Below are 24632 nucleotides of genomic sequence, written 5' to 3' on the forward strand. Positions count from 1 at the left end.
GCGGCCGGACGACGGAGGGACACTCCGCGCCGGCTGGACCAGGCGGGCATGAACGAACGGAGACACGCATGGGCGTTATGGACGGCAAGGTGGCGCTGGTGACGGGCGCCGCGCGCGGCGTCGGCAGGGCGGTGGCGCTGGAGATGGCGCGCGCCGGCGCGGCCGTGGTGGTCAACGACCTCGGCGTCTCGCTGAGCGGCGAGGGCGGCGGCGACGCCCAGCCGGCCGAGGAAGTGGTCGCGGAGATCGCCGCAATCGGTGGGCGCGCGATCGCCAATTACGGCTCCGTGGCGAGATGGGACGATGCCCAGGCCATGGTGCGCGCCGCCATCGACGCATTCGGCCGCATTGATGCGGTCGTCAACAATGCCGGCAATCTGCGCGACGTGCTGTTCCACAAGATGACGGAGGAGGATTTCGACGCAGTGGTCGGCGTCCACCTGAAGGGCACCTTCAACGTGTCGCGGGCGGCGGCACCCTACTTCAAGGAGCAGGGCGGCGGCGCGTATGTGCATATGAGCTCCACCTCCGGCCTGGTCGGCAATTTCGGCCAGGCCAACTATGCCGCCGCCAAGCTCGGCATCATAGCCCTGTCGAAGTCGATCGCGCTCGACATGCAGCGCTTCAACGTGCGTTCCAACGCCGTCGCCCCCTTCGCCTGGACGCGCATGGTGTCGTCGATCCCCACCGACACGCCGGAGCAGCAGCAGCGCGTCGAAGGGCTGAAGAAGCTGGTGCCGGAAAAGGTCGCCGCGCTCTGCGTCGCGCTGTGCTCGGATGCCGCGGCCGGCGTCACCGGCCAGATATTCGGCTCGCGCAACAACGAGATCTACCTGTTCTCGCAGCCGCGGCCGATCCGCACCGCCCACACCGCCGACGGCTGGACGCCGGAGGCGATCATCGAGCGCGTCATCCCGCAGTTCCGCAACGACTTCTACCCGCTGCACCGCTCCGGCGAGGTGTTCACCTGGGATCCGGTCTGATGGCGTTCGATCCGGATCGTCTACGCAACTGGGATTTCGGCGAGCAGCGGCAGTCCTACACGGCCCGCGACGCCATCCTCTACGCGCTGGGCGTCGGCCTGCCGATCGCGCCGGGCGAGAGCGATGATCTCGACTTCCTGCTCGAGGATCGGCTGCGGGTGCTGCCGTCCTTTGCCGTGACGCTCGCCACGCCCGGCATGTGGCCGAAGAACTCGACGCTGGAGATCGGCTGGGTCAAGGTGCTGCACATGGCGCATGCGGCGCGCTTCCACCGCCCGCTGCCGCCGCAAGCCGAAGTGGTGAGCCGGGCCGCGATCACCGAGCTTTACGACCGGGGCGCCGACAAGGGCGCGGTCTGCGTGCTCAGGCGGGCTGTGACGGACGCGGCCGACGGCGCGCTCTACTGCACCATCGACCAGACGGTCGCCTTGCGCGGCAATGGCGGCTTCGGCGGAGAACCGCTGCCGAAGGCGGAGCGGCCGAAAATGCCGGCGCGGGCGCCGGATCATGCCGAGAGCGTCGCGACATCGGCGCGCGCCGCGCTGGTCTACCGGCTGTCGGGCGACACCAACCCGCTGCATGCCGACTACGAGGTGGCGCGCAAGGCCGGCTACGACCGACCGATCCTGCAAGGGCTCGCCTCCTACGGCACCGCCTGCGCGGTGGTGCTGCGCGCCTTCTGCGGCGGCGATCCGGCCCGCCTGAAGGCGCTCGACCTGCGGTTTTCCGGCGTGGTGATGCCCGGCGACCGGCTCGACTTCGCCTGCTGGCAGGAGGAGGGACGTGTGCTGTTCGAGGCGAAGGTCGGCGATCGCACGGCGATGGACCAGGGCGTGGCCGAGATCGGTTGAGGCGCGGCGTGCCGGTAGGGCGGCCGGTTACACTCCCCTCGCGGCAGGGTATCGCATGTGGGTCTACCCCCACCCCTAACCCCTCCCCTCAAGGGGGAGGGGAACTTTGCGGCCGCCATGCCCGCGCGACACCGTCGAGGATTGACGCCTTGCGGTGACGCCAACCAGTCCCCCTCCCCCTTGAGGGGAGGGGTTAGGGGTGGGGGTCCTAGCCGACGACGGGACGAAATCGACAGCGACCCGTTACGCGAACTCCCTGCCCAGCATGTGACGCGCGATGATCATCTTCATGATCTGCGGCGTGCCGTCGGCGATCATCTGGCCGAGCACGTCGCGGTAGCGCTGCTCGACCGGGAAATCCTGGGTGTAGCCGTAGTGGCCGTGCAGCACGAGGCAGTCTCGGATGACGTCGGCGCAGAGTGCCGGGCCCTCAGCCTTGCACATCGCCGCCTCGGCGGTGTGCGGCAAGCCCTGGTCGCGCAGCCACAGGGTGCGGTAGCAGAGCCAGCGCAGCATCTCGAGTTTCGCCTTCGCCTCGGCCAGCGGGAACGACACGCCCTGGTTCTTCGAGATAGGTTGGCCGAAGGCCTGTCGGCCCTTCACGTAGTCGACCGTCTCCTCCAGCGTCTGCTCGGCGGCGCCGAGGCACATCAGGCCGATCAGGGCGCGGGTGTAGTCGAAGGTCTGCATCACCTGGGTGAAGCCGGCATTCTCCGGCCCGATCATGTTGGCGGCCGGGATGCGCACGTCGTCGAGGAAAAGCGAGCCGCGCACGATGCCCCTGCCGCCCATGTCTTCGTAGCGGCTCTTCGACAATCCCGGTGAATCGAGCGGCAGCAGGAAGGCGGAGACGCCCGCCGCCTTCTTCTCCGGCGCGGTCCTGGCGAACAGGATCGCCGCGTCGGCTGCCATCAGCAGGGTGATCGCCGATTTCTCGCCGTTGACGACGAAATGGTCGCCGTCGCGCACGGCGCGGGTGCGGATCGCCGCGGCGTCGGAGCCGCAATGCGGTTCGGTCAGGCAGACGCTGAGGATCTTTTGGCCCGCCGCCAGCGGCGCCAGCCAGGCGTCGCGGATGTCCGGCGAGGCGAAGCGGCCGATTATGTCGCCGGCGAAACAGGCGTTGAGGATGCCGTAGCAGACGTTGAAGTCGCCTTTGGCGACCTGCTCGATCGCCAGTCCGGCCTCCAGATAGGAGAGGCCGTTGCCGCCGAGTTCCTCCGGCACGCGCAGGCCGAAGACGCCCATCTGGCCGAGTCGCGGCCAGATCTTTGCCGGGAATTCGCGGTTGCGGTCCCAGCGCGTGTAATGGGGCGCAAGCTCGGCCCTGGCGAAGGCGGCAAGCGACTGCTGCAGGATCCGCTGCTCGTCCGTCAAGGCGAAATCCATCACTCTCCCCAGAAGATATGCAAACGTACGAAATGCTAGCCAATCAAAAGGCGTGGCGCAATCCGACGAACGTGAGTCTTGCTTACTTGATGATCGTCGGCGGGCTCCTATTTCGCATTGAATGGCAATAAAACGCCGGAGGGAGCATGATCCTTGACGACGTGATTATAACTTAGTACGCTAGATAACATAGTTCCGGTTGGCAGCGTGGAGCGACCCCCTTGGAGCACGTCCTCACCCAGATGAAGCAGGCGGCGCAGGCGCCGATGGACTACGCCGCCCAATGGAAGGCGCGGACCGGCAGGCAGGTGATCGGCCTGCTGCCGATGCATTTTCCGGGCGAGCTTGCCCATGCCGCGGGCTGCCTTCCGGTGATCCTGCAGGACGACGAGGAGCCGATCACGATCGGGCAATCCAACGTCTTCAACTTCTATTGCGGCTTCAACCGCTCGATCGTCGACCAGACGATGCGCGGGCGCTTCGACGGGCTGGACGCCATCATGTTCGGCGATCATTGCGTGCAGCTCCTGGGCACCGCCGACACCATCCGGGCGGAGCGCCCGGACCTGCCGATCCTGTTCAACCAGCTCTGCACCACGCTTGATGCCGGCTGGGCGCTGCGCGAGACCACCGGCACCTTCACCCAGCTGTGGAAGGAACTGGAGGCATTGACCGGCGCCGAGATCGCGCCGCAGGCGGTGACCGCCTCGATCGCCTTGTTCAACCGCAACCGCGCGCAGATGCGCCGGCTCTACGACATGCGGCGCAAGGGGCTGGTGGCGATCTCCGGACGCGACATGCAGGCCGTGGTGAAGTCGTCCATGGCGATGGACAAAAAGGAGCACGTCGCGCTGATGGACGAGCTGCTGGCGGCCATCCCGCGCAGGGGCCCGGCGGCGGGAGGCGTGCCGGTCTACCTGTCGGGGCACCTGTGCCACGCGCCGAAGCCGGCGCTGATCGACATGATCGAGGAGAGCGGCGCGCGCGTGGTCAACGACGATCTCTTCGTCGGCTGGCGCTTCATCCATGCCGACATGGACGAGGCCATGCCGCCCGTCGATGCCATGGCCCATTGGTATGTCGAGAAGAACCGCAGGCTGCCCTGCCCGACGCGCACGACCAAGGGCGTCGACTGGGAGGACTATCTGCTCGCCGAGGTCGAGCGCTCCGGAGCCCAGGGCCTGGTGGTGCTGATGGTCAAGTTCTGCGAGCCGCACATGTATTTCTACCCCGAGATCAAGGAAGCCTTCGAGGAACACGGCATCCCGCACCTGCTCATCGAGACCGAGCACGAGGAAATGCCGGTCGAAGCGCTGAAGACCCGCGTCGAGACTTTTGTGGAAATCGCCAAGCGCCGCGCCACCAGCAAGGCGGCCTGAGAGGAGGACTGTCATGGAAAACGTCGTCGCAATGCCCGCTTCCAAGCCCGCTTTCGGCAATGGCGAAAGGGCGAACAAGCTGAAGAGCACGCGCTTCGGCAGCAAGCTGGTGAACGACTACTGGAGCGGCGTCTTCGCCGCCAAGGAACAGGGCAAGAAGGTCGTCTGGTACAACGGCACCTACATCCCGCCCTTCTTCCACGCGCACGACCTGGTATGGGTGCATGGCGAGGCGTGGTCGGCGATGCTGGCGGCCCGCCACCGCGAGATCGGCGCGCAGGCGCGAGGCGAGCAGCGCGGCTACGACCGGGAGCTGTGCTCCTACGCCCGCACCCATATCGGCCAGATGCTGATCGAGATGGACAAGGCGAAGTCGGGCGAGGGCGGGGCCAGCCTCGACGATCCGCGCATCGAGGCGATGATGAAGCTGCCGCCGCCCGACATGATCGTCAACGCCTATCCCTACTGCTCCTCCGGCCAGCAATGGGACGACATCACCTATCGCGTCTTCGGCAAGAAGGTGCCGATGTTCACCATCCAGATACCACTGCTGTGGGGCGGCCGCCAGGACGCCGGCTATCTGCGCGGCGAGGAATGGCAGCAGCGCTCGCGCTACGTCGCCGACCAGCTCGTCGAGCTGACGAGATTCCTTGAGGCCAATACCGGGCGCAAGTTCAACTTCGACCGCCTCTCCGAGACGATGAGCTATATCAAGAAGGCGGCGGAGCTCAGGCTGGAAGGCATGGCGCTGTGCACCGCGCGGCCGTCGCCGGCGAGCTTCTTCGACTGGATCGTCTCGATCGCGCCGATGAGTTTCCTGCCCGGCGACCAGAACATCGTCGACTATTTCCAAGGCGTGAAGGACGAGATCGAGCAGCGCGTCGCCAGCGGCGAAGGCGCGGTGAAGGACGAGAAATACCGGCTCTTCTTCGATGGCATGATGAACTGGAACAAGGTCGGCTGGCTCGCCGACAAGTTCGCGCAGGTCAACGCCTGCGTGGTGGCGGGGCGCTACACGCACATGTCGTTCTGGCAGGAGCCACAGCTGATCGACCTCGGCGACCCGGTGCTCGGCATGGCGCAGAATTATCTCGTCTGCCCCAACAACCACGGCGCGCCGATCATGATCGGCGAGATCGAGAAGCTGTGCGACACCTTCGAGCTCGACGGCGTCGTCTGCCATGCCTCGCGCACCTGCCGCGGCATGACCAACGCGCAGTTCCTGATCGCCGATTCGGCCAAGAAATACGGCCGGCAGGCGATGTTCTTCGAGGGCGATGTCGCCGACGAGAGTTTCTACAAGGACGAGCTGCTCAATGTGCGCCTCGAGGCGATGGTCGAGGCCATGGACGCGAGGCGGCGGGCCGCCTGACGGCGGCGATCTGATATAATAAGCTTGCGTACTATACAAAATATTACTAGGATCGGGCGCAAGAAGCGAGGAGGAGCCGCCTGATGTCGAGTTCGCCGAAGCGCATACCCGTCCAGTATTCGGAGGCGCGCGTGCTGATCGCCGGCGGTACGGCCGGCGTCGGCCTGGCGACGGCGATGAAATTCGCCTCGCTCGGCGTGCCGCACGTCACCATCAACGGCCGCAATGCCGAGCGCGGTGAGAAGGCGCGGGGGGCGATCCTGGAGCGGCATCCGGGCTGCCGGGTGCATTTCGTCGCCGCCGACAGCTGCGTCACCGAGCAGGCCGTCGCACTGGGGCGCAAGGCCGAGGAGGCGATGGGCGGGGTGGACGTGCTGGTCAACACCACCGTCAGCGCCTATCCCTATCCGACGCTCTTCCACAAGATCGACGTCAACGACATCCAAGGCATGGTGCTGACCCAGGTGATGTCGCATTTCCTTTTGCCGCGCATCGTCATGGACGGCATGCGCGAGCGCGAGCGCGGCGTGATCGTCAACGTCGCCTCCGACGCCGGCAAGGTGGCGACGCCGGGTGAATCGATCATCGGCGGCATGATGGCTGCCATCATCATGTTCACCCGAACGCTCGCCATCGAGGCCAAGCGCTCCGGCATCCGCGTCAACTGCGTCGCGCCGTCGATCATCGAGGGAACGCTGACCCACGACACCGTGATGGCCGGCGAGTTTTCCGGAAAGCTGTTCGCCAAGGCCAAAGACATGGCGCAGCTCGGCGTGGTTGACGCCGACGACATGGCCGAGCTCATCGCCTTCCTTGCCGGTCCCGCGGCGGCCAAGCTTACCGGCCAGGCGATCAGCCTGAACGGCGGCATCTCGGCGGCGTGAGGGGCAGGACCATGGGCTACAATTCCGTCTTCGCACCCGATCTGTTCAAGGGCCGGACCATCATCGTCACCGGCGGCGGCTCCGGGCTCGGCCGCTGCATGGCGCATGAGCTGGCGCATCTCGGCGCCAATGTCGTGATCGTCGGCCGCAATCCGGAAAAGCTCGACAAGGTGGTTGCGGAGATCACCGAGGACGGCGGCAAGGTGACCGCCATGACCTGCGACATCCGCGAGGAGACCCAGGTCATCGCGGTGATCGACCAGACGCTGGAAAAATTCGGCGCCATCCACGGCCTGGTCAACAATGCCGGCGGCCAGTACCGCACCGAGATGAAGACCATCTCGACCAAGGGCTTCGAGGCGGTGGTGCGCAACAACCTGACGGGCGGCTTCATCTTCATGCGCGAAGCCTATCTGCGCTGGATGGAGGCCAATGGCGGCGCCATCGTCAACATCATCGCCGACATCTGGAACGGCTGGCCCGAATTCGCGCATTCCGGCGCGGCGCGCGGCGGCATGCTGACGCTGACCGAGACGGCGGCGTGCGAATGGGCGCATTCCGGCGTGCGGGTGAATTCGGTCGCGCCGGGCGGCATCGCGTCGAGCGGCTTCGATACCTATCCGCCGGAGATCACGCAGCGGCTGCTGGACTATGCCGGCAAGGTGCCGCTGCCGCGCTACGGCACCGAGGCCGAGATCTCGGCGGCCGTGGTCTTCCTGCTGTCGCCGGCCGCCGCCTACATCACCGGCACCTGCCTGCGCGTCGACGGCGGCGCCCCGAACGGCCGGCAGACCTGGACGCAGGATTACGAGGCCAGGAACATTCCGGAATTCAACGGTTTCCACCGGGCCGTCCAGCCGGAGGTCCTGAAACGGCGGTAGCAACCGCCGGGCGGTAGCGCCGTCCGACAATGCGCCACGGCCAGGGCAGGAGGAAGCCCAAGCCATCTGAAGGAGGAGCAGATGAACGCGCAGCCGAAATTCACCGAAAGCTATTTCCCGAAATACGAGACCGGGCCGCTGATCGAAAGCACGCTCGGCGACCTGATGCTCAGGAACGCCGCCGAGGTGCCCGACAGGCTCGCCCTGATCGAGGGCGCCGCCGATCCGGCAATGCGGCGGCGCTGGACCTACAGACAGCTCGTCGACGAGGCGCTCGCCTGCGCCCGCGGCCTGCTCAGGCACTTCGAGCCCGGGGAGCGGGTCGGCCTCCTGGCGCCGGAGACGCCGGAATGGGTGATCTTCCAGCACGCCATGAGCTTCGCCGGGCTGGTCATGGTGCCGATCAATCCCGCCTACACCGCGCGCGAGGTCGCCTTCATCCTGGGCAACGCCAGGGCGGCCGGCGTCGTCCATGCCGATGAATCGCGCGGCAAGGATCTCGCCGCCGTCGTCAGGGAAGTGCAGGGCCAGCTCGGCCATCTCAGGCGGGCGATCAACGTCTCCGACCTCGGCAGGCTGCAGGCCGAGGGCGATCCCGCCCGCGCGCTGCCGGTCCTGACGCCGGGCGACGTGCTGCAGATCCAGTACACGTCGGGCACGACCGGCTTCCCGAAGGGCGCCTGCCTGCACCATCGCGGCGTCATCAACGCCGCCCATTTCATCGTCGAGCGCGCCGCCTTTCCGAAAGGCGGCGTCTGGCTCAACTCGATGCCGATGTTCCATATCGGCGGGTCGGTCGTCTCGGAGATCGGCGTGTTCTCGCGGCAGGGTACCTTCGCGCTGATGCGGACCTTCGATCCGGGGCTGTTCCTGGAGCTGATCGAAGCCGAGCGGGTGAACTGCTCGCTGATCGTGCCGACGATGATCTTGGCGCTGCTCAACCATCCCGACGCCAAAACCCGCGACCTGAGCTCCTTCAACTCGATCCTGTCCGGCGCCTCTGCCGTGCCCGAGGCCCTGGTAAAGCGCGCCAAGCAGGAATTCCGCGTCGAGTTCGCCATCATGTACGGCCAGACGGAATCCAACGGTCCCTTCCTGGAAACCTTCACCACCGACAGCGACGAACTGCAGGCGCAGACCATCGGCCGGCCGATCCCGCATGTCGAGGTCAAGGTCGTCGACGTCGGCACGCTCGAGACGGTACCGGTGAACACGGTCGGCGAATACTGGGTGCGCGGCTTCAACACGATGAAGCAGTATTACGAGCAGCCGGAAGCGACGAGGGCGGCGCTGACCGAGGACGGCTGGCTGCGCACCGGCGACCTCGGCACCATGGACGAGAACGGCTATTTCCGCATTACCGGGCGGCTGAAGGAGATGATCATCCGCGGCGGCATGAACCTCTACCCGTCGGAGATCGAGGGTGTGCTGTTCCAGCACGAGGACGTGGCGCAGGTGGCCGTGATCGGCCTGCCGGACGACACCTGGGGCGAGACCGTGGCCGCCGTCGTGCTGCCGAAGAATCTTGACAATCCCCCGCCGCCGGAGCTGCTGTGGGCCTATTGCCGCAAGAACCTGTCGCCGCAGAAGACGCCGGAGCACTGGATCTTCGTGCGCGAGTACCCGATGACGGCGACCGGCAAGATCCAGAAGAACATTTTGCTCGACTGGTGCCGGGAGGGCCGGCTGACGCCGGTCGCCTGGGCGCGCCCCGAACGCGATTCCAAGGTTGCCTGATGGCGCCTCTCCGGCCTGGGTTCCTCGCCCCCACGCAGTGGGGGAGAGGTGGCGAGCCCGCAGGGCGAGACGGAGAGGGGGGCTTGCAGCAGACGGAAAGTCTGGAGCCTGGTCTCAGCCCGGCCGCTTGCGCACCAGTTCGGTGACCTCGCCGGAGACGATCAGCCGGCCGTCGTGATTGAGGAGCTCGATCCGGTCGACGACGATGCCGGCATCCGGCCGGCTGCGGCTGTCGCGTTTCTCGATCGTGGTCCAGCGCGCCTGGACGGTGTCGCCGACCTTCACCGGCGCATGGAACTTGATGTTGTTCCAGCCGAGCATGGCGATCCCGGTGCTGCCCTGATGGCCGGCGCGCACGACCAGCCCGTGCATCAGCGACAGGTTCAGCATGCCATGCGCGATGCGGCCGCCGAATTCCGTGGTCCGCGCGTAGGCGTCGCTGGTGTGCAGTTCGGCGAGATCGCCGGTGATGCCGCCGAACAGGTTGATATCGGCCTCGGTCACCGTGCGCGACGGCGTGACATGGGTGACGCCGATTTCCTGGTTCTCGAACCAGTCGTCGGCGTTCGGCGCGTATGGAGCAATTCCCATCGTCAGGCCACTACCTTGCCGAGATAGCTCTGGTGCAGCGCGGGGGTGTCGCGAAGATCGTTGCCCGGCCCCTCGGCGCGCACCTTGCCGACGGCCATGACGTAGCCGTAGTCGGCGAGCGCCAGCGCCTCGTCGGCGTGCTGCTCGACCAGAAGGATGGTCAGCCCGTCCTTGCGCAGCTTGGCCAGGATGTCGAAGATCTGGTCGACGATCATCGGCGCCAGGCCGAGCGACGGCTCGTCGAGCATCAGCAGCTTCGGCTCGGCCATGAGGGCGCGCGAGACCGCCACCATCTGCTGCTCGCCGCCGGACATCGTCCCGGCGCGCTGGCCGATGCGCTGCTTCATGATCGGGAAGAGGTCGAGCACGTAATCCAGCCGCTCCCGGTATTTTTGTGCGGAGTCCGGCTTTCCCGCCAGCCGGTGGAAGCCCAGCCGCAGGTTCTCCTCCACCGTCAGCGGCGCGAAGAGCTGCCGGCCTTCCGGCACCTGCACGATGCCGAGCTCGACCACTTCGGCCGGCTTGCTGCCGGTGATGTCCCTGCCGTCGAACCGGATCGTGCCGGAATAGGTGGAGACCAGCCGCGAGATGGTGTTGACGATGGTCGACTTGCCGGCGCCGTTGGCGCCGACCACGGACACGATGGTGCCGGCCGGGATGTCGATCGAAACGCCATCGAGCGCGATCGACTTGTTGTAGCCGGCAACGATGGTCTCAAGCCGCAGCATGGGCTGCCCTCCGGCCGAAATAGGCGGCGATCACCTCCGGGTTGCGGCTCACCTCGGCCGGCGTGCCGTCGGCGATCTTGGCGCCGCGGTCCATGACCACGATGCTGTCGCAGGCGTTCATGATGAAGTCGATATCGTGCTCGACCAGCAGCATGGTCACTCCGCGCTTCTTCAGCAAAGCGAGCATCTCGCCGAGGTTGCGCGTCTCGGCGTCGTTGAGGCCGGCGGCCGGCTCGTCCAGCATCAGCAGCGACGGTTCGGCGGCGAGCGCGCGGGCGATGTCGACCAGGCGCAGCTGGCCGAGCGTCAGTTCCTCGATGGCATGGGCCGCCCGGTCGGCGAGGCCGACGAAGGCGAGCAACTCCATGGCGCGCTCGCGGCTCCGCTGCTCCTGCCGGCGCAGCGCGCCGTAGCGCAGCAGCGACGGCCACAGCCCGTCGGGGAATTTCGGATGCAGCCCGAGCTGCACGTTCTCCAGCACCGACAGGCCACGGAACAGCCGCACGATCTGGAAGGTGCGCGCCATGCCCATCGGGCTGCGTGTGTGGGCCGGCCGATGGGTGACGTCTTCGCCCCTGAAGCGGATCTCGCCCGACGTCGGCGGCCGCACGCCGGTGATCAAGTCGAAGGTCGTGGACTTGCCGGCGCCGTTCGGCCCGATCAGGCCCTTGACCTCGCCGGGCGTGATCTCGAACGAGACGTCGTTGACGGCGACCAGGCCGCCGAAGCGGCGGACGACACGGTCGAGCCTGAGCAGCGGTCCGGTGGCGGTCATGACGGCTCCCTCTCGAGCTCCCGCGTCCGGCTGGCCATCCGGGGCGAGGAGCTGCGCCGGGCAAACCAGTCGCGGCGCTCCAGCACGCCCGCCAGGCCGTGCGGCAGGAACAGCAGGAACAAGAGGATGAAGAGGCCGTAGACCACCGTCTCCAACTCGCCGAATTGCGTCAGCAGCTGTGGCAGGACGACGACGATGACCGCGCCGACGATCGGCCCGAAGCGGGTCCCGAGCCCGCCGACCACGGCGATGGTCAGCATCGACACCAGGACGTGAAACTCCGACAGGCTGGGATCGACGCGCAGCGAGGTGAAGCCGAAGCATACGCCGGCCACCGCCGCCATCACGCCCGACAGCACGAGGACGCGCAGCTTGTAGCGGGTGACGCGCACGCCGAGCGCCTGCGCCGCCGTCTCGTCGTCGCGGATGGCCTGCATGGCCCTGCCGAGATGCGAGCGGATCAAAAGGTCGTGCAGCAGCAGCACCGCCGCCGCCAGCGCCAGCACGATGTAGTAGATGCCGGTGCGGCCGATCGGCTCGCCGCCCCATTGCAGCGGCGGCACGGCGATGCCGCTCTGTCCGCCGGTGAACTCGATCCAGCGGTTGGCGACGCCGTTCTGGATGAGCATGAAGGCCAGCGTCGCCATGGCGAGATAGTGGGTGCGCAGCCGCAGCAGCGGCAGGCCGATCAGCAGCGACAGCACCGCGACCAGCGCCAGCGAGCCGAGGAAGGCGAGCACGGGCGACCAGCCCAGCATGACCTGCAGCATGCCGAAGGCATAGGCGCCGATGGCGTAAAAAGCCGGCTGGCCGAGCGAGATCTGGCCGGAATAGCCGTAGAGCAGGTTGAAGCCCATGCACAGGATCGCATAGATCCACACCAGCATCGCCAGCCTGATGTGGAAGCCGCTGGTCAGCACCAGCGGCAGCGCCAGGCCGAGCGCCAGGATGCACAGCACCGGGACGATGGTGGGGGCGCGCGGCGCCTCGGGGCGGGGTCTGGCGAGCATGTCAGCGCCGCTCCGCTTCATAGTCGCCGAGCAGCCCGTAGGGCCGGACGATCAGCACCAGCAGGATGAGCACGAAGATCGCCGGCTCGGCATAGAGCGAGGTGCCGAACCCGGCCATCAGCGCCTCCATCATGCCGATCGCCAGTCCTCCGGCGGCCGCTGCGAAGGGCGAGCCGAGGCCGCCCAGGATCGCCGCCATGAAGCCCTTGACGGTGAGCAGCAGCCCCATGCCGACATGGCCGCCGAGCAGCGGGCCGACCATCATGCCGGCAACGCCCGAGATGAAGGCGGAGAAGATGAAGGAGAACTGCACGATCCGCTCCGAGCGGATGCCCATCAGCAGCGCCACCCGAGGATTGACGCCGGTGGCCCGCACCGACAGGCCGAAGCGGGTGCGGTAGAGGATGTACCAGGTGGCCAGCAGGAAGACGACGAAGATGACGATCAGCGAGATCTGCTGCGGGTTGGTGATCAGGAAGCCGATGCGGATCGGCTCCAGCGACAGGACCGGCGGCACGTAGCGCTGGTCCGGCCCCCAGATCAGGAAGGCCAGCCCGTAGACGATGATGGCGCCCGCCAGCGTGCCGATCATGATGGTGAGCGGCGCCGCCTTGCGGCGGATCAGCGGGCGGTAGACGCCGTAGTCGAGGGCGAGCGCGGCGATGACGACGACCGCCAGCATGGCCAGCATCGCGACCGGCCAGGGCAGGGCCAGCGTCACCATGAACAGCACCGCGCTCATGGCGCCGAGCATCACGAACTCGCCCTGGGCGAAGTTGATGACGCGGGAGGAGCCGTAGATGATCGACAGCGACAGCCCGATCAGCCCGTAGACGCTGCCGTTGGTGAGGCCGGCGAGCAGCAGGTAGCTCAGCTTCATCAGCATGGTCGATGTCCGCTTCTCTTGCGTATCGCCGATGCGGCGCGTCCGGGGGCGCGGGCGCCGCGGCTAGCGTGGGATCGGCGTCAGTTCTTGAGGGCCGTGGCCGTGTCGACGGACTCCAGGGCGGCGCCGTTCTCGCCGACCTTCACGAACACGAAGAAGCCGTCGTCGGTCGGCCCGTGATGGCTCTGCGAGAAGCGGTAGCCGCCCTTGGCCGTGCCCTGCAGGCCGGTGAAATCGCCGTGCTTCTGCGTGGCGTCGCGGATGGCGTCGCGCGCTGCCTGCAGGTCGCCGGCCTGGATCGCCTGCTGGACGGTTTCGTCCTTGAGAACCGCGATTGCCAGCGTTCCCGCGTCAAAACCCTGCACCGGCGAGGCGGAAATCGCCAGCGGGCCGTATTTTTCGGTGTATTTCTTGAAGAAATCGGCCACTTCCGGCCGGGTTATGTCGACCGATGACGGGACCAGCACGCCGTTTCCGACCTCGGCCGCGAGCTCGCGGAAGGCTTTCATCATGCCGACGCGCGGCATGATGACCGGCTGCTCCAGGCCCATCTGGCGCAGCGTGCGCACCACGCGGGCGCCGTCCGCCGGATAGGGGTAGACGAGGATCGCCTCGGGGCTCGTCTGCATGACGTTGATGACCTGCGGCGAGACGTCGGTCGCGGCCACGTCGTAGGTCTGCTGCGTGACGATCGCGATGTTCTTCTTGCCGAGCGCCTCGGCGGCGGACGCCGCGCCGGTGATGCCGAACGGCACCGAATTGTTGATGATGGCCACGCCCTTGACGCCGCTCTGCTCCAGCGCGTTGGCCACCGCGATCGAATCCTGCGTCACCTTGGGGCCGAAGCGGAACTGGTAGACGGCGTTGTCGGTGAGCTCGGGAGAGGCGGCGGCCAGCACGTAGAGCGGGATCTTGTTCTGGTTGGCTACGGTGACGAGCGAGTTGGCAACCGCCGACGGGCTGGCGCCGATGACCAGCAGGCCCTTGTCGTCCTCGGCGCAGCGGGTGCCGAAATTGGCGGCGAGCTGAGGGTCGGTCTTGGTGTCGTAGGTGACGAGTTTTATCTTCTGGCCGTTGATGCCGCCCGCCTCGTTCAGCGGCTCGAGGACCATGTTGAGGCCGTTGAGGCTCTCGATGCCGGTGTCGGCGGCGGAGCCGGAGCGGTCGTCGATGTGGCAGATGACGAGGTCGAGCGGCGCGGCGGTCGCGGCGCCGCTGGCCAGCGTGGCTGTGGCGATGAACGCCGAGCCAAACAGGAATTCCGTGGTTCGCTTCATTGGTTTCCTCCCAAAAACGCTCCCCTCGCAGCACGCGGCGCGGACTGCGGTACGGCATCGGCGGGTCCTCCACCCGGTTCGATGTCGATTATGATATGCTATCTTACGATGTGCATTCGCACAAGTTTTTTCGGCAGGAATGGGCAATCAGGTGATTCCACCTCAGCATTCCGAGGAGGTCCAGGGAAGGACAACGAATCTGATGGAAGATATGGATTCGGACAATCACCGATGGCTGGATCGGCAGAGTGGTGGTGACTTCTACTTACAATTGCGAATGCGGAACGGCATTGCCGGAATCCTGAAGCGCCCACCGGCCGAGGTCGCGCGAGGCGGACCAGAGGAAGAGGCCGGTGAGCGCGGCCCCCGGCCCGTGCATCCGTGTCAGGATCGTCGGATGTCGGGAACGCCGGGAGCGAAGAAACTCAGGCGTGGCTCTCGGTCGAAGCGTGCGCCTTCGCTTTGCCGGCCACGGGCTGCTTCTCGCGCGGGTCGACGGCGAACTCCGGAACGCCGCGGCAGCCGGGAATGCAGGCCTTGTCGGCCGCCATCTGCTCCTCATGCGCCATGTCTTCCTGATCTGAGATCAGCAGGTGCCGGTTCTCGGCCCTGTAGTCGTCGAGGCCGATGAGGGCGGCGCCTAGCGCCCCGGCGATCTGCGGCGACTGCGGCAGGACGAGCGGCATCTGCAGCTCCTCCTGGATATAGTGCACCGCCGCCGGGTTCCTGGCGACGCCGCCTGTCATCACCACCGGTCCCTTCTTGCCGACGCGCCCGACCAGCCCGAGCGTGCGGGTGGCGATCGCCTTGTGCACGGCGCCGAGCACGTCGGGCTTCGAGTGGCCTTCGGCGAGCAGCGAGATCACCTCCGTCTCGGCGAAGGTGGCGCACATCGACGAGATCTTCAGCTTCTGCGCCGCCTGCAGCGCGACGGCGCCCATCTCCTCCAGCTCGATCTCCATGGCGCGGGCCAGCACCTCGAGGAATTTGCCGGTGCCGGCGGCGCAACGGTCGTTCATGGCGAACTGCGCCACCAGTCCGTTGGAATCGACCGAGATGACCTTGCTGTCCTGGCCGCCGATGTCGATGACGAGGCGGGCGTCGGGCACCATCGCCACGGCGCCGCGGGCATGGCAGGTGATCTCGGTGTAGTTCCTGTCGGCCTCGTCGAGCATGCGGCGCCCGTAGCCGGTCGAGACGGTGCGGCCGATGTCGGACTGCGCCAGCCCGGCAAGGTCGAGCGCCTCCTTCATGGAGTGCTTCACCCCGTTGCCCGAGACCGCGCCCATATGGGCGACCGAGTGGGCGACGATATTGCCCGCGAGGTTGAGGATGACGGTCTTGGCGGTGGTGGAGCCGAAGTCGACGCCCATCACATGCTGCTTCATCTGTCCGCTCCTTCGTGCTTTCGATGCCGCCTCAGGCGGCGACCATCCGGCGCGCCTCGATCGCCTCCAGCATCGCCTCGACGCGGCTGTTGAGCAGCTCGTCCTTGTAGAAGCTCTCGTCGGTCACATCGCCTTCGAACATCGAGGTCGGGATGCCCAGGCGCTTGTGCGCGGCCTCGGCGATCATGAACTGCGGGTTGGTGAAGGCGCGGCAGGTGCGCGAGGCGTGGATCACCATGCCGTCGACCTTGAACTTTCGACAGAGCCCCATGATCAGCTCGATGAGGATCGGCGCGGCGTGGTTGTTGGGACAGATCAGGTAGTTCTGCGCCATGCCGCGGACGGGGTCGTTCGGGTCGATGAGGCCGGGCTCCTGCCAGAACGCCATGTGGGTGTAGCGGCCGGCCACCACGGCGGCATCCCAGCGCGCGAACTTGTTGGCGAGCCAGCCGACCTTGTTCCAGTTCATGATGCCGTCGAAGAACAGCCGGTATTTCTCGTCGGGAACCGTGCCCTCGCCGTCGCGCACCCGCTGCTTCACCTCCTCCAGCACGGTCTCGAAATACTGCTTGACGCCCGGCACCGGCAGGTTGTTGATCGGCGCGATCGACACGACCCAGTCGAAGAAGCTGGCGGGCGCCGGCTGGGCGGTGCACAGCTCCATCGCCTCCAGCCGCAGCTCCGAGGCGCGCCTGATGTCGGCCATCAGCGCGTAGAGCCGGTCCCACGGATAGGGTTTTCCGGTGCGCTCCTCGATGAACTTGACCATGTCGCGGAGCTGGCGCGCCACGTAGTCGGACGTCTCCTCCCACTCCTCACCGCGCAGATAGCCCGCGTCGGGCTTGGCGCCCCAGATCCATGGGATCGACACGTTGAAGATGGGAACCTTCTTGCCGAAGACCCGGCTCGTCATCTCGTCCCACTGCTGGCCGGTCGAGCAATAGGCATAGGCCGAGATGATCATGTCCGGCGCCGGCAGCTTCCAGGTCAGGTCGTCCTCGTCGGGCGCCGCGCCGGCATTGTCGCCGCGCAGCCGCTGGTTCGACACGGCGCAGCCGAGATGCGTGCGGGCGTAGGAGCAGAGCTCGCGCAGGTAGCCGCGCTCCTCGGCGACGCGCTGCGCCGTGCCTTCCTGGTGGCGGGCCGCCAGCATGGCGGAATAGGCCTCGCCATGCACCCAGCAGATGTCGGCGGCCTCGAGGAACGGATTGATCGCCGATCCCTCGTACCAGCAGACCAGCTTGCCCTCGTCCTTGGCGCGCCAGACCATTTCCCAGTAGTCGTTGACCAGCTTGCCGGCGATGCGGGTCGAGTCGAGCTTGTTGGCCTTCTTCTCTTCAAAGGGTCTGAAAGCGATGTTCATCTCTGGCGTCTCCTGTGCTCAGGCGGCTTGGCGGTGCTTCACGACTTCGACGAAGGTCTCGACCCGGGTCTTCAGGCTCTCCAGCGCCATGCTCTCATGCTCGGTCTCGATGAGCAGATGCGGCACGCCGGCCTTCTCGAAGGCCTCCTTGACCTCGGGGTAGTAGTACATGTGCGGCTCGCAGAACTTGGCCATCAGCACGATCATGCCCTGAGCGCGCTCCTCGCGGATGGCGTTGAGCAGATAGGCGTCCCAGTCGACATTGTTCTGCACGCGCGTGGGGCAGGGGACGCCGGTGTTGCGGTCGAGATACCAGCGGGCGAGCCCCTGGATCGGGTCGCCCTCTTCGGGGACGTCGGTCGAGATGTAGCGGAAGCCGTGATAGAGGTCGTCGCCGACGACGGTGACGCCGCATTCCTCGATCATCGTCAGCACTTCCGGCTTGGGCGCCTGGCAGAAATGGCCAGACAGATGCAGCCGCACGGTGCGCGCCGCGGCGGCCGGTGCGTTCTCGACCTGCTCGATGAGCGCTTCCAGCAACTGCGTGTGCTCGGCCTTGTCCATGACCATCGACGACTTCACCACATGCTGCATCTCGACGGAGCCGAGCGGCGCCGCGCCGGTCTTGCGCATCTGGTAGAGGCGGCGGATCAGGCCGCGGTTGCGGTTGAACAGGCGGATGGAGGCGTGCAGGGCCGCGTCGGCCACCGGCGCGCCGGTGAAATCCTCGAGCTCCGCCTTGAGCTTGGAGAAGCTCTCCTCCGAACGGCCCTGAGTCCACGGATCACACATGGACGAGATCAGCTGGAAGAAGATGACCCGCGTGTCGGGAAGCTGCATGCGGATGGCGTCGGCGGCGCCGAGCAGCTGGACGCAATGGTCGCCGAACATGATGGCGTCGAGCACGCCGAAATCGCCGCGCACCGCCTGGTCGACCATGGAGCGGGTGTAGCCGCAGTAGAACGGGAAGAGCAGGCCGTGGCCGAGCGTGATCGGGTCTTCGCTCTCCTGCAGGATCATCGGCAGGGTGTCGGCGGCATGCGCCAGCTCGCCCGGGAAATTCATCGGGAAGGAACCGATGACTTTCCTGCCGGTCCGCTCTTTCCATGCCTTCGCATAGCCGAGCGGATCGTGCGCGGCAGCGGCGAAGCGCTGCATGATCGCCTGTCTATCCAAAGGCTGCCTCCCGGTGGCTGGATGCGTTCGCGTCATGAAGGTGAGTCTAACTCACTTAACGCAAAAGTCAATGGAGATCGTACGCTACCAATACGATCTTTACGGCGGCTGGAGCATCTGCAATAAACGTCTCATGGCGGCCGTGGTCCGCGCGATCCCGCGCACAGCCGCGCGTCGGCTGGTTAGTCCGGCTCAGAAATGGAGCACGATCATGGGGCCGCTGAACGGAATCCGCATCGTCGAGATGTCGAATATCGGACCGGGCCCGTTCTGCGGCATGCTGCTGGCCGACCTCGGCGCGGAGGTCGTCAGCGTGCAGCGGCTGGCGGCGGCCGACCTCGGCTTCGATATCGACCGGCGGTTCGACTTTCTCAACCGCTCCAAGCAGGCGGTGGCGATCGATCTCAAGTCAGCGGAGGGCGTGGCCGTGGTGAAGGAAATGATCGGCCGCGCCGACATGCTGATCGAAGGTTTCCGGCCGGGCGTGATGGAACGCCTCGGCCTGGGGCACGACATCTGCCTCGGGCTCAACCCGCGGCTGATCTACGGCCGCATGACCGGCTGGGGGCAGGACGGACCGCTCTCCCAGACCGCCGGCCACGACATCAACTACATCGCCATGGCCGGGGCGCTGGCGGCGATCGGGCCGAAGGGCGGCGATCCGTCGGTGCCGCTCAACCTCGTCGGCGACTTCGCCGGCGGCTCGCTCTATCTGGCCATGGGCCTGCTGGCGGCGCTGCTGGAGGCGCGGCGCTCGGGCGAAGGCCAGGTGGTCGACGCCGCCATGGTCGACGGCGTCGCCAGCCTGATGGCCATGCATATGGGCTATCGCCAGGCGAAGTTCTGGAGCCTCGAGCGCGGCACCAACGCCGTGGATGGCGGCGCGCCGTGGTACACGACCTACCGTACGAAGGACGGCCGCTGGGTCGCGGTCGGCGCGGTCGAGAAGCGTTTCTACGGCGAGCTGGTTGACAAGCTTGGCCTCGATGCCGGGACACTGCCCGGCCAGCACGACGTGAAACGCTGGGACGAATTGCGCGCCGTCTTCGCCGAGCGGTTCGCGGCGAAAACCCGGGACGAATGGGAAGCGGTGTTCGCCGCCTCCGACGCTTGCGTGTCGCCTGTGCTCGACATGGACGAGGCGCCGCGCCACCCCGCCGCGCGGGTGCGCCAGACCTATCTCGACCGGGACGGCGTCGTCGAACCCGCGCCGGCGCCCCGCTTCAGCCGGACACCCGCCGCGGCCGGGAGCCCGCCGGCCGATCCGCGCGACACCACCGCGGCGGCGCTGGCCGCCTGGGGCATCGATCGGGAGCGGATCGAAAGCCTGGCGCAGGCCGGCCTGATCGCGTCCAGGGCGTGACGGTCAACTCTCGCCGGCCGACTGCTTCTTCAGCGAGGCGGTGACCTGCTCCAGCATGGCCACGGCATCGGACAGCGAGCCGGATGACGGGGCGCTCGCGCTGATGCCGCGCAGGATGACCTCGGTGATCTGCTCGGCCGATTCGTCGACGGAGAAATCGCCCTCGCCGCGCAGATAGGCCCAGGTCTGGTGCTCGATGGCGCCGAAGATCATGTCGCGCACCAGCTTGCGCGACAGGTCGGCGCGCAGCACGCCCTTGTCGCGGCCGTCCTCGATGACGGTCATCACCCGGCCCACCACCTCGCGGTTCTGCTGGTAGATGCGCATCGAGCGGTAGTTGGGGTCGGCCCTGAGCTCCATCAGCACGAAGCGCGTCAGCGCCGGCTCGCGCCGGATGCTCGACAGCGACCACCAGACCGCGTGATAGAGGCGGTCGCGGATGGAGCCGCTGGCCCTTGCCGGATAGTCCTCGGCGAGGAACTCGTCGAACCAGCTTTCGGCGATCTGGATCAGCAGGTCCCGCTTGGTCGGGAAATATTTGTAGATCGTCGCCTCCGACGTGCCGCAGCGCTCCGCGACCTCGGCCGTGAGGAACTGCTCGGAGCCGCGCTCGCGCAGGACGGCCCGGGCGGTGAGCAGGATGGCCGCGACCCGCTGGTCGCGCGGCAGGCGCCGCGCCGCGTTCCGTGCCGGGGACCTTGGTTGCATGAAAGTCTCCAGATGGCCCTGATAACGGCTTCCATGCACTAGCCCGCGCGGTCTGTCCATCGCTCGCCGCCGGCTCGTTCGGCTCGGCACCCGCCCCATGGAGAGACAGGGCAATTGCATGTGGGGTTACCCCCACCCCTGACCCCTTCCCACAAGGGGGAGGGGGACCCGCTGGCCTTCTCCGCCGGGCACCAATCGCGGGCGGTTTCGTGCGGCATTGCGGCCGCAAAGTCCCCCTCCCCTTGTGGGCAGGGGTTAGGGGTGGGGGTACGAAGTGGCACGATCCTCATTGCTCGTCATATGAGACGGTCAATCGCGACGCAGTCGGCATCACGCGTTTGGAAACAGCTCGCCCAGCGTGCTGCCGATCGGGGCGCGCTGCTTGGAGATGCGATAGATGCAGCTCGAGCGGAACACCGGGCGGGCGCCGACCATCGCCAGCGTCTGCTGGAACAGCGTGGCGCGGGTGGCGCGCAGCAGCGTTGTGTGGCCCTCCAGCCAGTCGCCGAGGACGACCGGGGCGATATAGTCGAGCGTCATGTTGATGGTCGGCATCAGCATGTGGCGCAGTTCCGGCTCCTGCTGCTGGCTGACATAAAGCTGCATGTCGGCGAAGGAGGCGAGGATGCCGCCATGGCAGGTCTGGTGCGGGTTGACGTGGCGCTTGCCGATGCGCATGCCGAGGCGCAGCCGGCCGTCGATCAGCCTGCCGTAGAGCGGACCGAGATATTCGTTGAAGCCCGTGCCCGTCGGCAGCGGCTCGTATCCCGCAGGCGGGTCGTCGGCGATCTCGCCGGCCAGCAACTCCATGACGGCTCTCGGGTCCATGTCGCTTCTCCGCTGCGTGTTCCGGCCATCAAGCAGCGCACGGCCGTGCTTGTCCAGAAAAATAATTAGATAGATTACCATACGCATGCGGACTTATATTGACCTTTGAGGCCGCGGCGGGCAGATAGGTCGCGATCGCGTGCAGGAGGCTCCGCATGATCGGCTGGATCGACAACGCGCCCGAAATCCGGGATCCCGGCTACCGGCCGGACGATGATTTGCGCCACCGGCCGGGCGCCGACGGCAAGGCGCGCGACTCGCTGTTCTGGCAGGTGATCATGCCCGACCACGAGCTCGGCTTTCAGTGCTATCTCTACCTCACCGGCTCCGGCAGGGCGGGCTTCAACCTGATCCTGTGGGGCAGGGACCGCAAGCCGCATGTGCTCGACCGCGTCGAGGGCATCGTGCCGGACGCCATGGATTTCGACGATTTTTCGCTGGAGGGCCTGCGCGTCCGCCAGCCCGCCGACCGGAAGACGGCGCGGATCGCCTATGAAAGCGGCAAGGTGAGGCTGGACTACGCGTTCGAGGGTTTCCACGCCCCGTTCAGCTACCGCTCGAACCCGGACGGGCTGCCGTCCTGGTTCGCCGACAACCGGCTGGAGCAGTCGGGCTGGGTCAAGGGCTTCATCGAGTGGGACGGAAGGCGCATCGAGCTCGACCGCATCGGCCACCGCGACCATTCCTGGGGCGTGCGCCGCTGGCAGGCGCCGCAGCACTGGAAATGGCTGGTCGCCTACACGCCCGACGCTTCCCGCATCGTCAACGCCTGGATCTGGATGGCCAGGGGCGAATGGGGCGTCGGCGGCTATGTTATCCGCGATGGCGAGCTGGTGCCGATCGCAAGGGTGGAGCAGAAAGCCACCTTCGACGACGACATGACCCAGCGCAGCATCGCGGTCGAGATCAAGGATATCCGCGGGAACGCCTGCGCCATGCGGATGGAGCGCTTCGGCCTGGTCAAGCTGCCGACCGGCGGGCGCCACGCCACGATGATCATGGAGGCGGCCTGCCATGCCCGCATCGACGGCCACGACGCCGCCGGGCAGTTCGAGTGCCAGTGGCCGCAATCCTATCTCGACGCCATGATCGAGCTGAACAAGATGACGCCATGAGCTGGGAGTGGGACGCGGCGACGCTTTCCGCCCTTGAAACCTTCCTTGAAGGAAAGGGGCTGCGCGACGGCGCGCCGGAACCGCGCCGCATCGGCGACGGCCATTCCAACCTGACCTACCTGATCCGGATAAGGGGCGGCCACGCGGTGCTGCGCCGTCCGCCGCCGCCGCCGCTGCCAAAGGGCGCCAACGACATGCGACGCGAGGCCCGCGTGCTGCAGGCGCTGGCCGGCCAGGACGTGCCGGCGCCGAGGGTGCTCGCAGTAGCCGAGGCCGGCGAGGTGCTCGACGTGCCGTTCTACGTCATGGAGCATGTGCCGGGGCACGTCATCACCGACACGCTGCCGACCGGCTTCGAGGCGGCGCGGGACGGGCGCGCCTTGGCCTTCGCCCTGGTCGACGGCCTGGCGAAGCTGCATGCGGTCGACTGGCGCGCCTGCGGGCTCGGCGACTTCGGCCAGCCGGAGGATTTCAACGCACGGCACCTGAAGCGCCTGGAAACGCTGATGAACCTGCGCGACGCCGCGGCGCCGTCCTGGCTCGCCGGCATGGCGACCCATCTGAAGGCGCGGGTGCCGAAGGAGTCCGGCGCGGCGATCCTCCACAACGACTACCGCCTCGGCAACGTCATCTGGTCCGAGGCGCCGCCGCCGCGCCTGCTCGCCATCCTTGACTGGGAGCTGGCGACCATCGGCGACCCGCTGCTCGATCTCGGCTACATGGCCTGCTGCTACCCAGCGGAAGGCGAGGAGCCGACGCCGACGCAGGAACTGTCGGCCGCGCTGCTGGCACCGGGCTTTCCCGGCCGCGCCGAGATTTTCGCCCGCTACGCGGAGGTGACCGGACGGGATCTGTCCGATCTCGGCTGGTACGCGGCCATGGCGGCGTGGAAGCTCGCCGTGCTCTACGATTATCAGCACCGCCTCGGCCGCGACGCCTATTATCGCGACGCCACCCAGGCACCGCGCTTCATCGCCGCGGCCGAGCGGTTCGCCGGCGGGCTGTGATTTTGGCCGCGGAGGGGGAGAGGAGGAAGGGTTGGAGGAGAAGCCGCTTCTGATCGACATTTCGGACGGGGTCGCGACCCTGACGCTGAACCGGCCGGCGGCGCTCAATGCGCTCAACCGGGCGCTGCGGCAGAGGCTGGTGGAGAGCCTGGCTGACATGGATGCGCGCCGGGACGTGCGCGCCATCGTTCTGACGGGGGCGGGCCGAGCCTTCTGCGCCGGGCTCGACGTGAAGGAACTCGGCGCCTCCGGCAGCAATGTGGCTGACAATGTCGATGGCGGCGATCTCGGCGCAGCACTTGCCGCGACCGCGACGCCGGTGATCGCGGCGATCAACGGGCTGGCGGTCACCGGCGGCTTCGAGATCACGCTCGCCTGCGACATGGTGCTCGCCGCCGAATCGGCCTGGTTCCAGGACACCCATGCCAGCATCGGCCTGCTGCCCGGCTGGGGCCTGTCGCAGCGGCTGGCGCGCGTCGCCGGGCCGTATCGGGCCAAGGAGATATCGCTGAGCGCGCGCAAGGTGACGGCCGCCGAGGCCGCGCAGCTCGGTTTCGTCAACCGCGTCGTTGCGCACGACCGGCTGCTGCCGGAGGCGCTGGCGCTGGCGCGCGCGATCGCGCAATGGCCGGCCGGCCATGTTCGGCGGATCAAGTCGCTGATCGATCGCGGCTATGCCATGCCGCTTGCCGAGGCGCTGGCGTTCGAAGCCGGAGAGGCGCGGGCGCTGAACGCAGAGGTCACGCTCGGGCGGGGAAGCGATAGGCGAGATCGAGTGCCGCCCGGTCGCGGCGACAGGTAAGGGAGAGACGTCCATGAAGGTTCTGGTCCCCGTGAAGCGGGTAGTGGACTACAATGTGAAGATCCGGGTTAAGTCGGACGGGTCCGGGGTCGAGCTGGCCAATGTGAAGATGTCGATGAACCCGTTCGACGAGATCGCG

23 protein-coding genes and 1 pseudogene are annotated in these 24632 nt (G+C 67.1%); 12 read left to right on the forward strand and 12 right to left on the reverse strand.

Annotation, left to right across the window (positions count from 1 at the left end; genetic code table 11):
* The first annotated feature begins 68 nt into the window (after positions 1–68).
* Together C7I84_RS17300 and C7I84_RS17305 are read left to right on the forward strand one after the other, a co-directional pair.
* A complete protein-coding gene (locus tag C7I84_RS17300; RefSeq protein WP_106773455.1) occupies positions 69–983 on the forward strand; it encodes an SDR family NAD(P)-dependent oxidoreductase in 915 nt (304 codons plus the stop codon).
* Positions 983–1834, forward strand: coding sequence for a MaoC/PaaZ C-terminal domain-containing protein (locus tag C7I84_RS17305; protein ID WP_106773456.1), 852 nt, complete (start codon positions 983–985; stop codon positions 1832–1834). The genes C7I84_RS17300 and C7I84_RS17305 overlap by 1 nt, the downstream gene beginning before the upstream one ends.
* A gap of 243 nt (positions 1835–2077) precedes the next feature.
* On the opposite strand, the gene C7I84_RS17310 is transcribed toward C7I84_RS17305, so the two are convergent.
* A complete protein-coding gene (locus C7I84_RS17310) occupies positions 2078–3223 on the reverse strand; it encodes an acyl-CoA dehydrogenase family protein (RefSeq protein ID WP_106773457.1) in 1146 nt (381 codons plus the stop codon).
* Between the two features lie 221 nt (positions 3224–3444).
* On the opposite strand from C7I84_RS17310, the gene C7I84_RS17315 reads away from it, so the two are divergent.
* The 5 genes from C7I84_RS17315 (at position 3445) to C7I84_RS17335 (ending at position 9476) form a co-directional block, all read left to right on the forward strand.
* Positions 3445–4602 (forward strand): 2-hydroxyacyl-CoA dehydratase subunit D, encoded by a 1158-nt coding sequence (locus tag C7I84_RS17315; protein WP_207771020.1) that lies wholly within the window; start codon positions 3445–3447, stop codon positions 4600–4602.
* Positions 4603–4615: 13 nt separating this feature from the next.
* On the forward strand, positions 4616–5974 hold the full coding sequence (locus C7I84_RS17320; RefSeq protein WP_207771021.1) for a 2-hydroxyacyl-CoA dehydratase subunit D: 1359 nt from the start codon (positions 4616–4618) through the stop codon (positions 5972–5974).
* A gap of 83 nt (positions 5975–6057) precedes the next feature.
* Positions 6058–6858 carry an SDR family NAD(P)-dependent oxidoreductase gene (locus tag C7I84_RS17325; RefSeq protein ID WP_106773459.1) on the forward strand — a complete coding sequence of 267 codons (801 nt, stop codon included), beginning with the start codon at positions 6058–6060 and terminating at the stop codon, positions 6856–6858.
* An 11-nt stretch (positions 6859–6869) separates the two neighbouring features.
* A complete protein-coding gene (locus tag C7I84_RS17330; protein WP_106773460.1) occupies positions 6870–7739 on the forward strand; it encodes an SDR family oxidoreductase in 870 nt (289 codons plus the stop codon).
* Positions 7740–7820: 81 nt separating this feature from the next.
* Complete coding sequence (locus tag C7I84_RS17335) at positions 7821–9476, forward strand: class I adenylate-forming enzyme family protein (protein ID WP_106773461.1); 1656 nt, start codon at positions 7821–7823, stop codon at positions 9474–9476.
* A 114-nt stretch (positions 9477–9590) separates the two neighbouring features.
* Here C7I84_RS17335 and C7I84_RS17340 read toward each other — a convergent pair whose 3' ends face one another.
* From C7I84_RS17340 to C7I84_RS17380, 9 genes are all read right to left on the reverse strand, one after another.
* Positions 9591–10067 (reverse strand): MaoC family dehydratase, encoded by a 477-nt coding sequence (locus C7I84_RS17340; RefSeq protein ID WP_106773462.1) that lies wholly within the window; start codon positions 10065–10067, stop codon positions 9591–9593.
* 2 nt (positions 10068–10069) lie between these two features.
* Positions 10070–10795, reverse strand: a complete 726-nt coding sequence (locus tag C7I84_RS17345; protein ID WP_106773463.1) for an ABC transporter ATP-binding protein — start codon at positions 10793–10795, stop codon at positions 10070–10072.
* Entirely contained in the window at positions 10782–11570 is a 789-nt protein-coding gene (locus C7I84_RS17350; RefSeq protein WP_106773464.1) for an ABC transporter ATP-binding protein, read from the reverse strand. Before C7I84_RS17350 ends, C7I84_RS17345 begins: the two co-directional genes overlap by 14 nt.
* Positions 11567–12580: a branched-chain amino acid ABC transporter permease gene (locus tag C7I84_RS17355; RefSeq protein ID WP_165816114.1), complete on the reverse strand. Its 1014-nt coding sequence runs from the start codon at positions 12578–12580 to the stop codon at positions 11567–11569. Before C7I84_RS17355 ends, C7I84_RS17350 begins: the two co-directional genes overlap by 4 nt.
* Position 12581: 1 nt before the next feature.
* On the reverse strand, positions 12582–13466 hold the full coding sequence (locus C7I84_RS17360) for a branched-chain amino acid ABC transporter permease (RefSeq protein WP_106773466.1): 885 nt from the start codon (positions 13464–13466) through the stop codon (positions 12582–12584).
* An 80-nt stretch (positions 13467–13546) separates the two neighbouring features.
* The gene (locus tag C7I84_RS17365) at positions 13547–14743 is read right to left on the reverse strand and encodes an ABC transporter substrate-binding protein (protein ID WP_106773467.1); all 1197 of its coding nucleotides are present in this window, start codon (positions 14741–14743) and stop codon (positions 13547–13549) included.
* A 425-nt stretch (positions 14744–15168) separates the two neighbouring features.
* Positions 15169–16131 (reverse strand): acyl-CoA dehydratase activase, encoded by a 963-nt coding sequence (locus tag C7I84_RS17370; RefSeq protein ID WP_106773468.1) that lies wholly within the window; start codon positions 16129–16131, stop codon positions 15169–15171.
* A 31-nt stretch (positions 16132–16162) separates the two neighbouring features.
* Positions 16163–17494 carry a 2-hydroxyacyl-CoA dehydratase subunit D gene (locus C7I84_RS17375; RefSeq protein ID WP_207771022.1) on the reverse strand — a complete coding sequence of 444 codons (1332 nt, stop codon included), beginning with the start codon at positions 17492–17494 and terminating at the stop codon, positions 16163–16165.
* An 18-nt stretch (positions 17495–17512) separates the two neighbouring features.
* Positions 17513–18670 (reverse strand): 2-hydroxyacyl-CoA dehydratase subunit D, encoded by a 1158-nt coding sequence (locus C7I84_RS17380; protein ID WP_207771023.1) that lies wholly within the window; start codon positions 18668–18670, stop codon positions 17513–17515.
* Between the two features lie 211 nt (positions 18671–18881).
* Between C7I84_RS17380 and C7I84_RS17385 the strand changes: the two genes are divergently transcribed.
* Positions 18882–20033, forward strand: coding sequence for a CaiB/BaiF CoA transferase family protein (locus C7I84_RS17385; protein ID WP_106773493.1), 1152 nt, complete (start codon positions 18882–18884; stop codon positions 20031–20033).
* A 3-nt stretch (positions 20034–20036) separates the two neighbouring features.
* On the opposite strand, the gene C7I84_RS17390 is transcribed toward C7I84_RS17385, so the two are convergent.
* Positions 20037–20741: a TetR/AcrR family transcriptional regulator gene (locus tag C7I84_RS17390; protein ID WP_106773470.1), complete on the reverse strand. Its 705-nt coding sequence runs from the start codon at positions 20739–20741 to the stop codon at positions 20037–20039.
* Between the two features lie 330 nt (positions 20742–21071).
* Positions 21072–21569, reverse strand: coding sequence for a PaaI family thioesterase (locus tag C7I84_RS17395; RefSeq protein ID WP_165816115.1), 498 nt, complete (start codon positions 21567–21569; stop codon positions 21072–21074).
* Between the two features lie 155 nt (positions 21570–21724).
* Between C7I84_RS17395 and C7I84_RS30060 the strand changes: the two genes are divergently transcribed.
* From C7I84_RS30060 to C7I84_RS17410, 4 genes and pseudogenes are all read left to right on the forward strand, one after another.
* The gene (locus C7I84_RS30060; RefSeq protein WP_165816116.1) at positions 21725–22684 is read left to right on the forward strand and encodes a DUF7064 domain-containing protein; all 960 of its coding nucleotides are present in this window, start codon (positions 21725–21727) and stop codon (positions 22682–22684) included.
* On the forward strand, positions 22681–23691 hold the full coding sequence (locus C7I84_RS17400) for a phosphotransferase family protein (protein ID WP_165816117.1): 1011 nt from the start codon (positions 22681–22683) through the stop codon (positions 23689–23691). The genes C7I84_RS30060 and C7I84_RS17400 overlap by 4 nt, the downstream gene beginning before the upstream one ends.
* Before the next feature lie 31 nt (positions 23692–23722).
* Positions 23723–24493 carry an enoyl-CoA hydratase gene (locus C7I84_RS17405; protein WP_106773473.1) on the forward strand — a complete coding sequence of 257 codons (771 nt, stop codon included), beginning with the start codon at positions 23723–23725 and terminating at the stop codon, positions 24491–24493.
* Between the two features lie 13 nt (positions 24494–24506).
* A pseudogene (locus tag C7I84_RS17410) lies at positions 24507–24632 on the forward strand (electron transfer flavoprotein subunit beta/FixA family protein); the annotation flags it as partial.

This window comes from Kumtagia ephedrae, from assembly GCF_003012745.1.
Taxonomy (GTDB): Bacteria; Pseudomonadota; Alphaproteobacteria; order Rhizobiales; family Rhizobiaceae; genus Kumtagia; species Kumtagia ephedrae.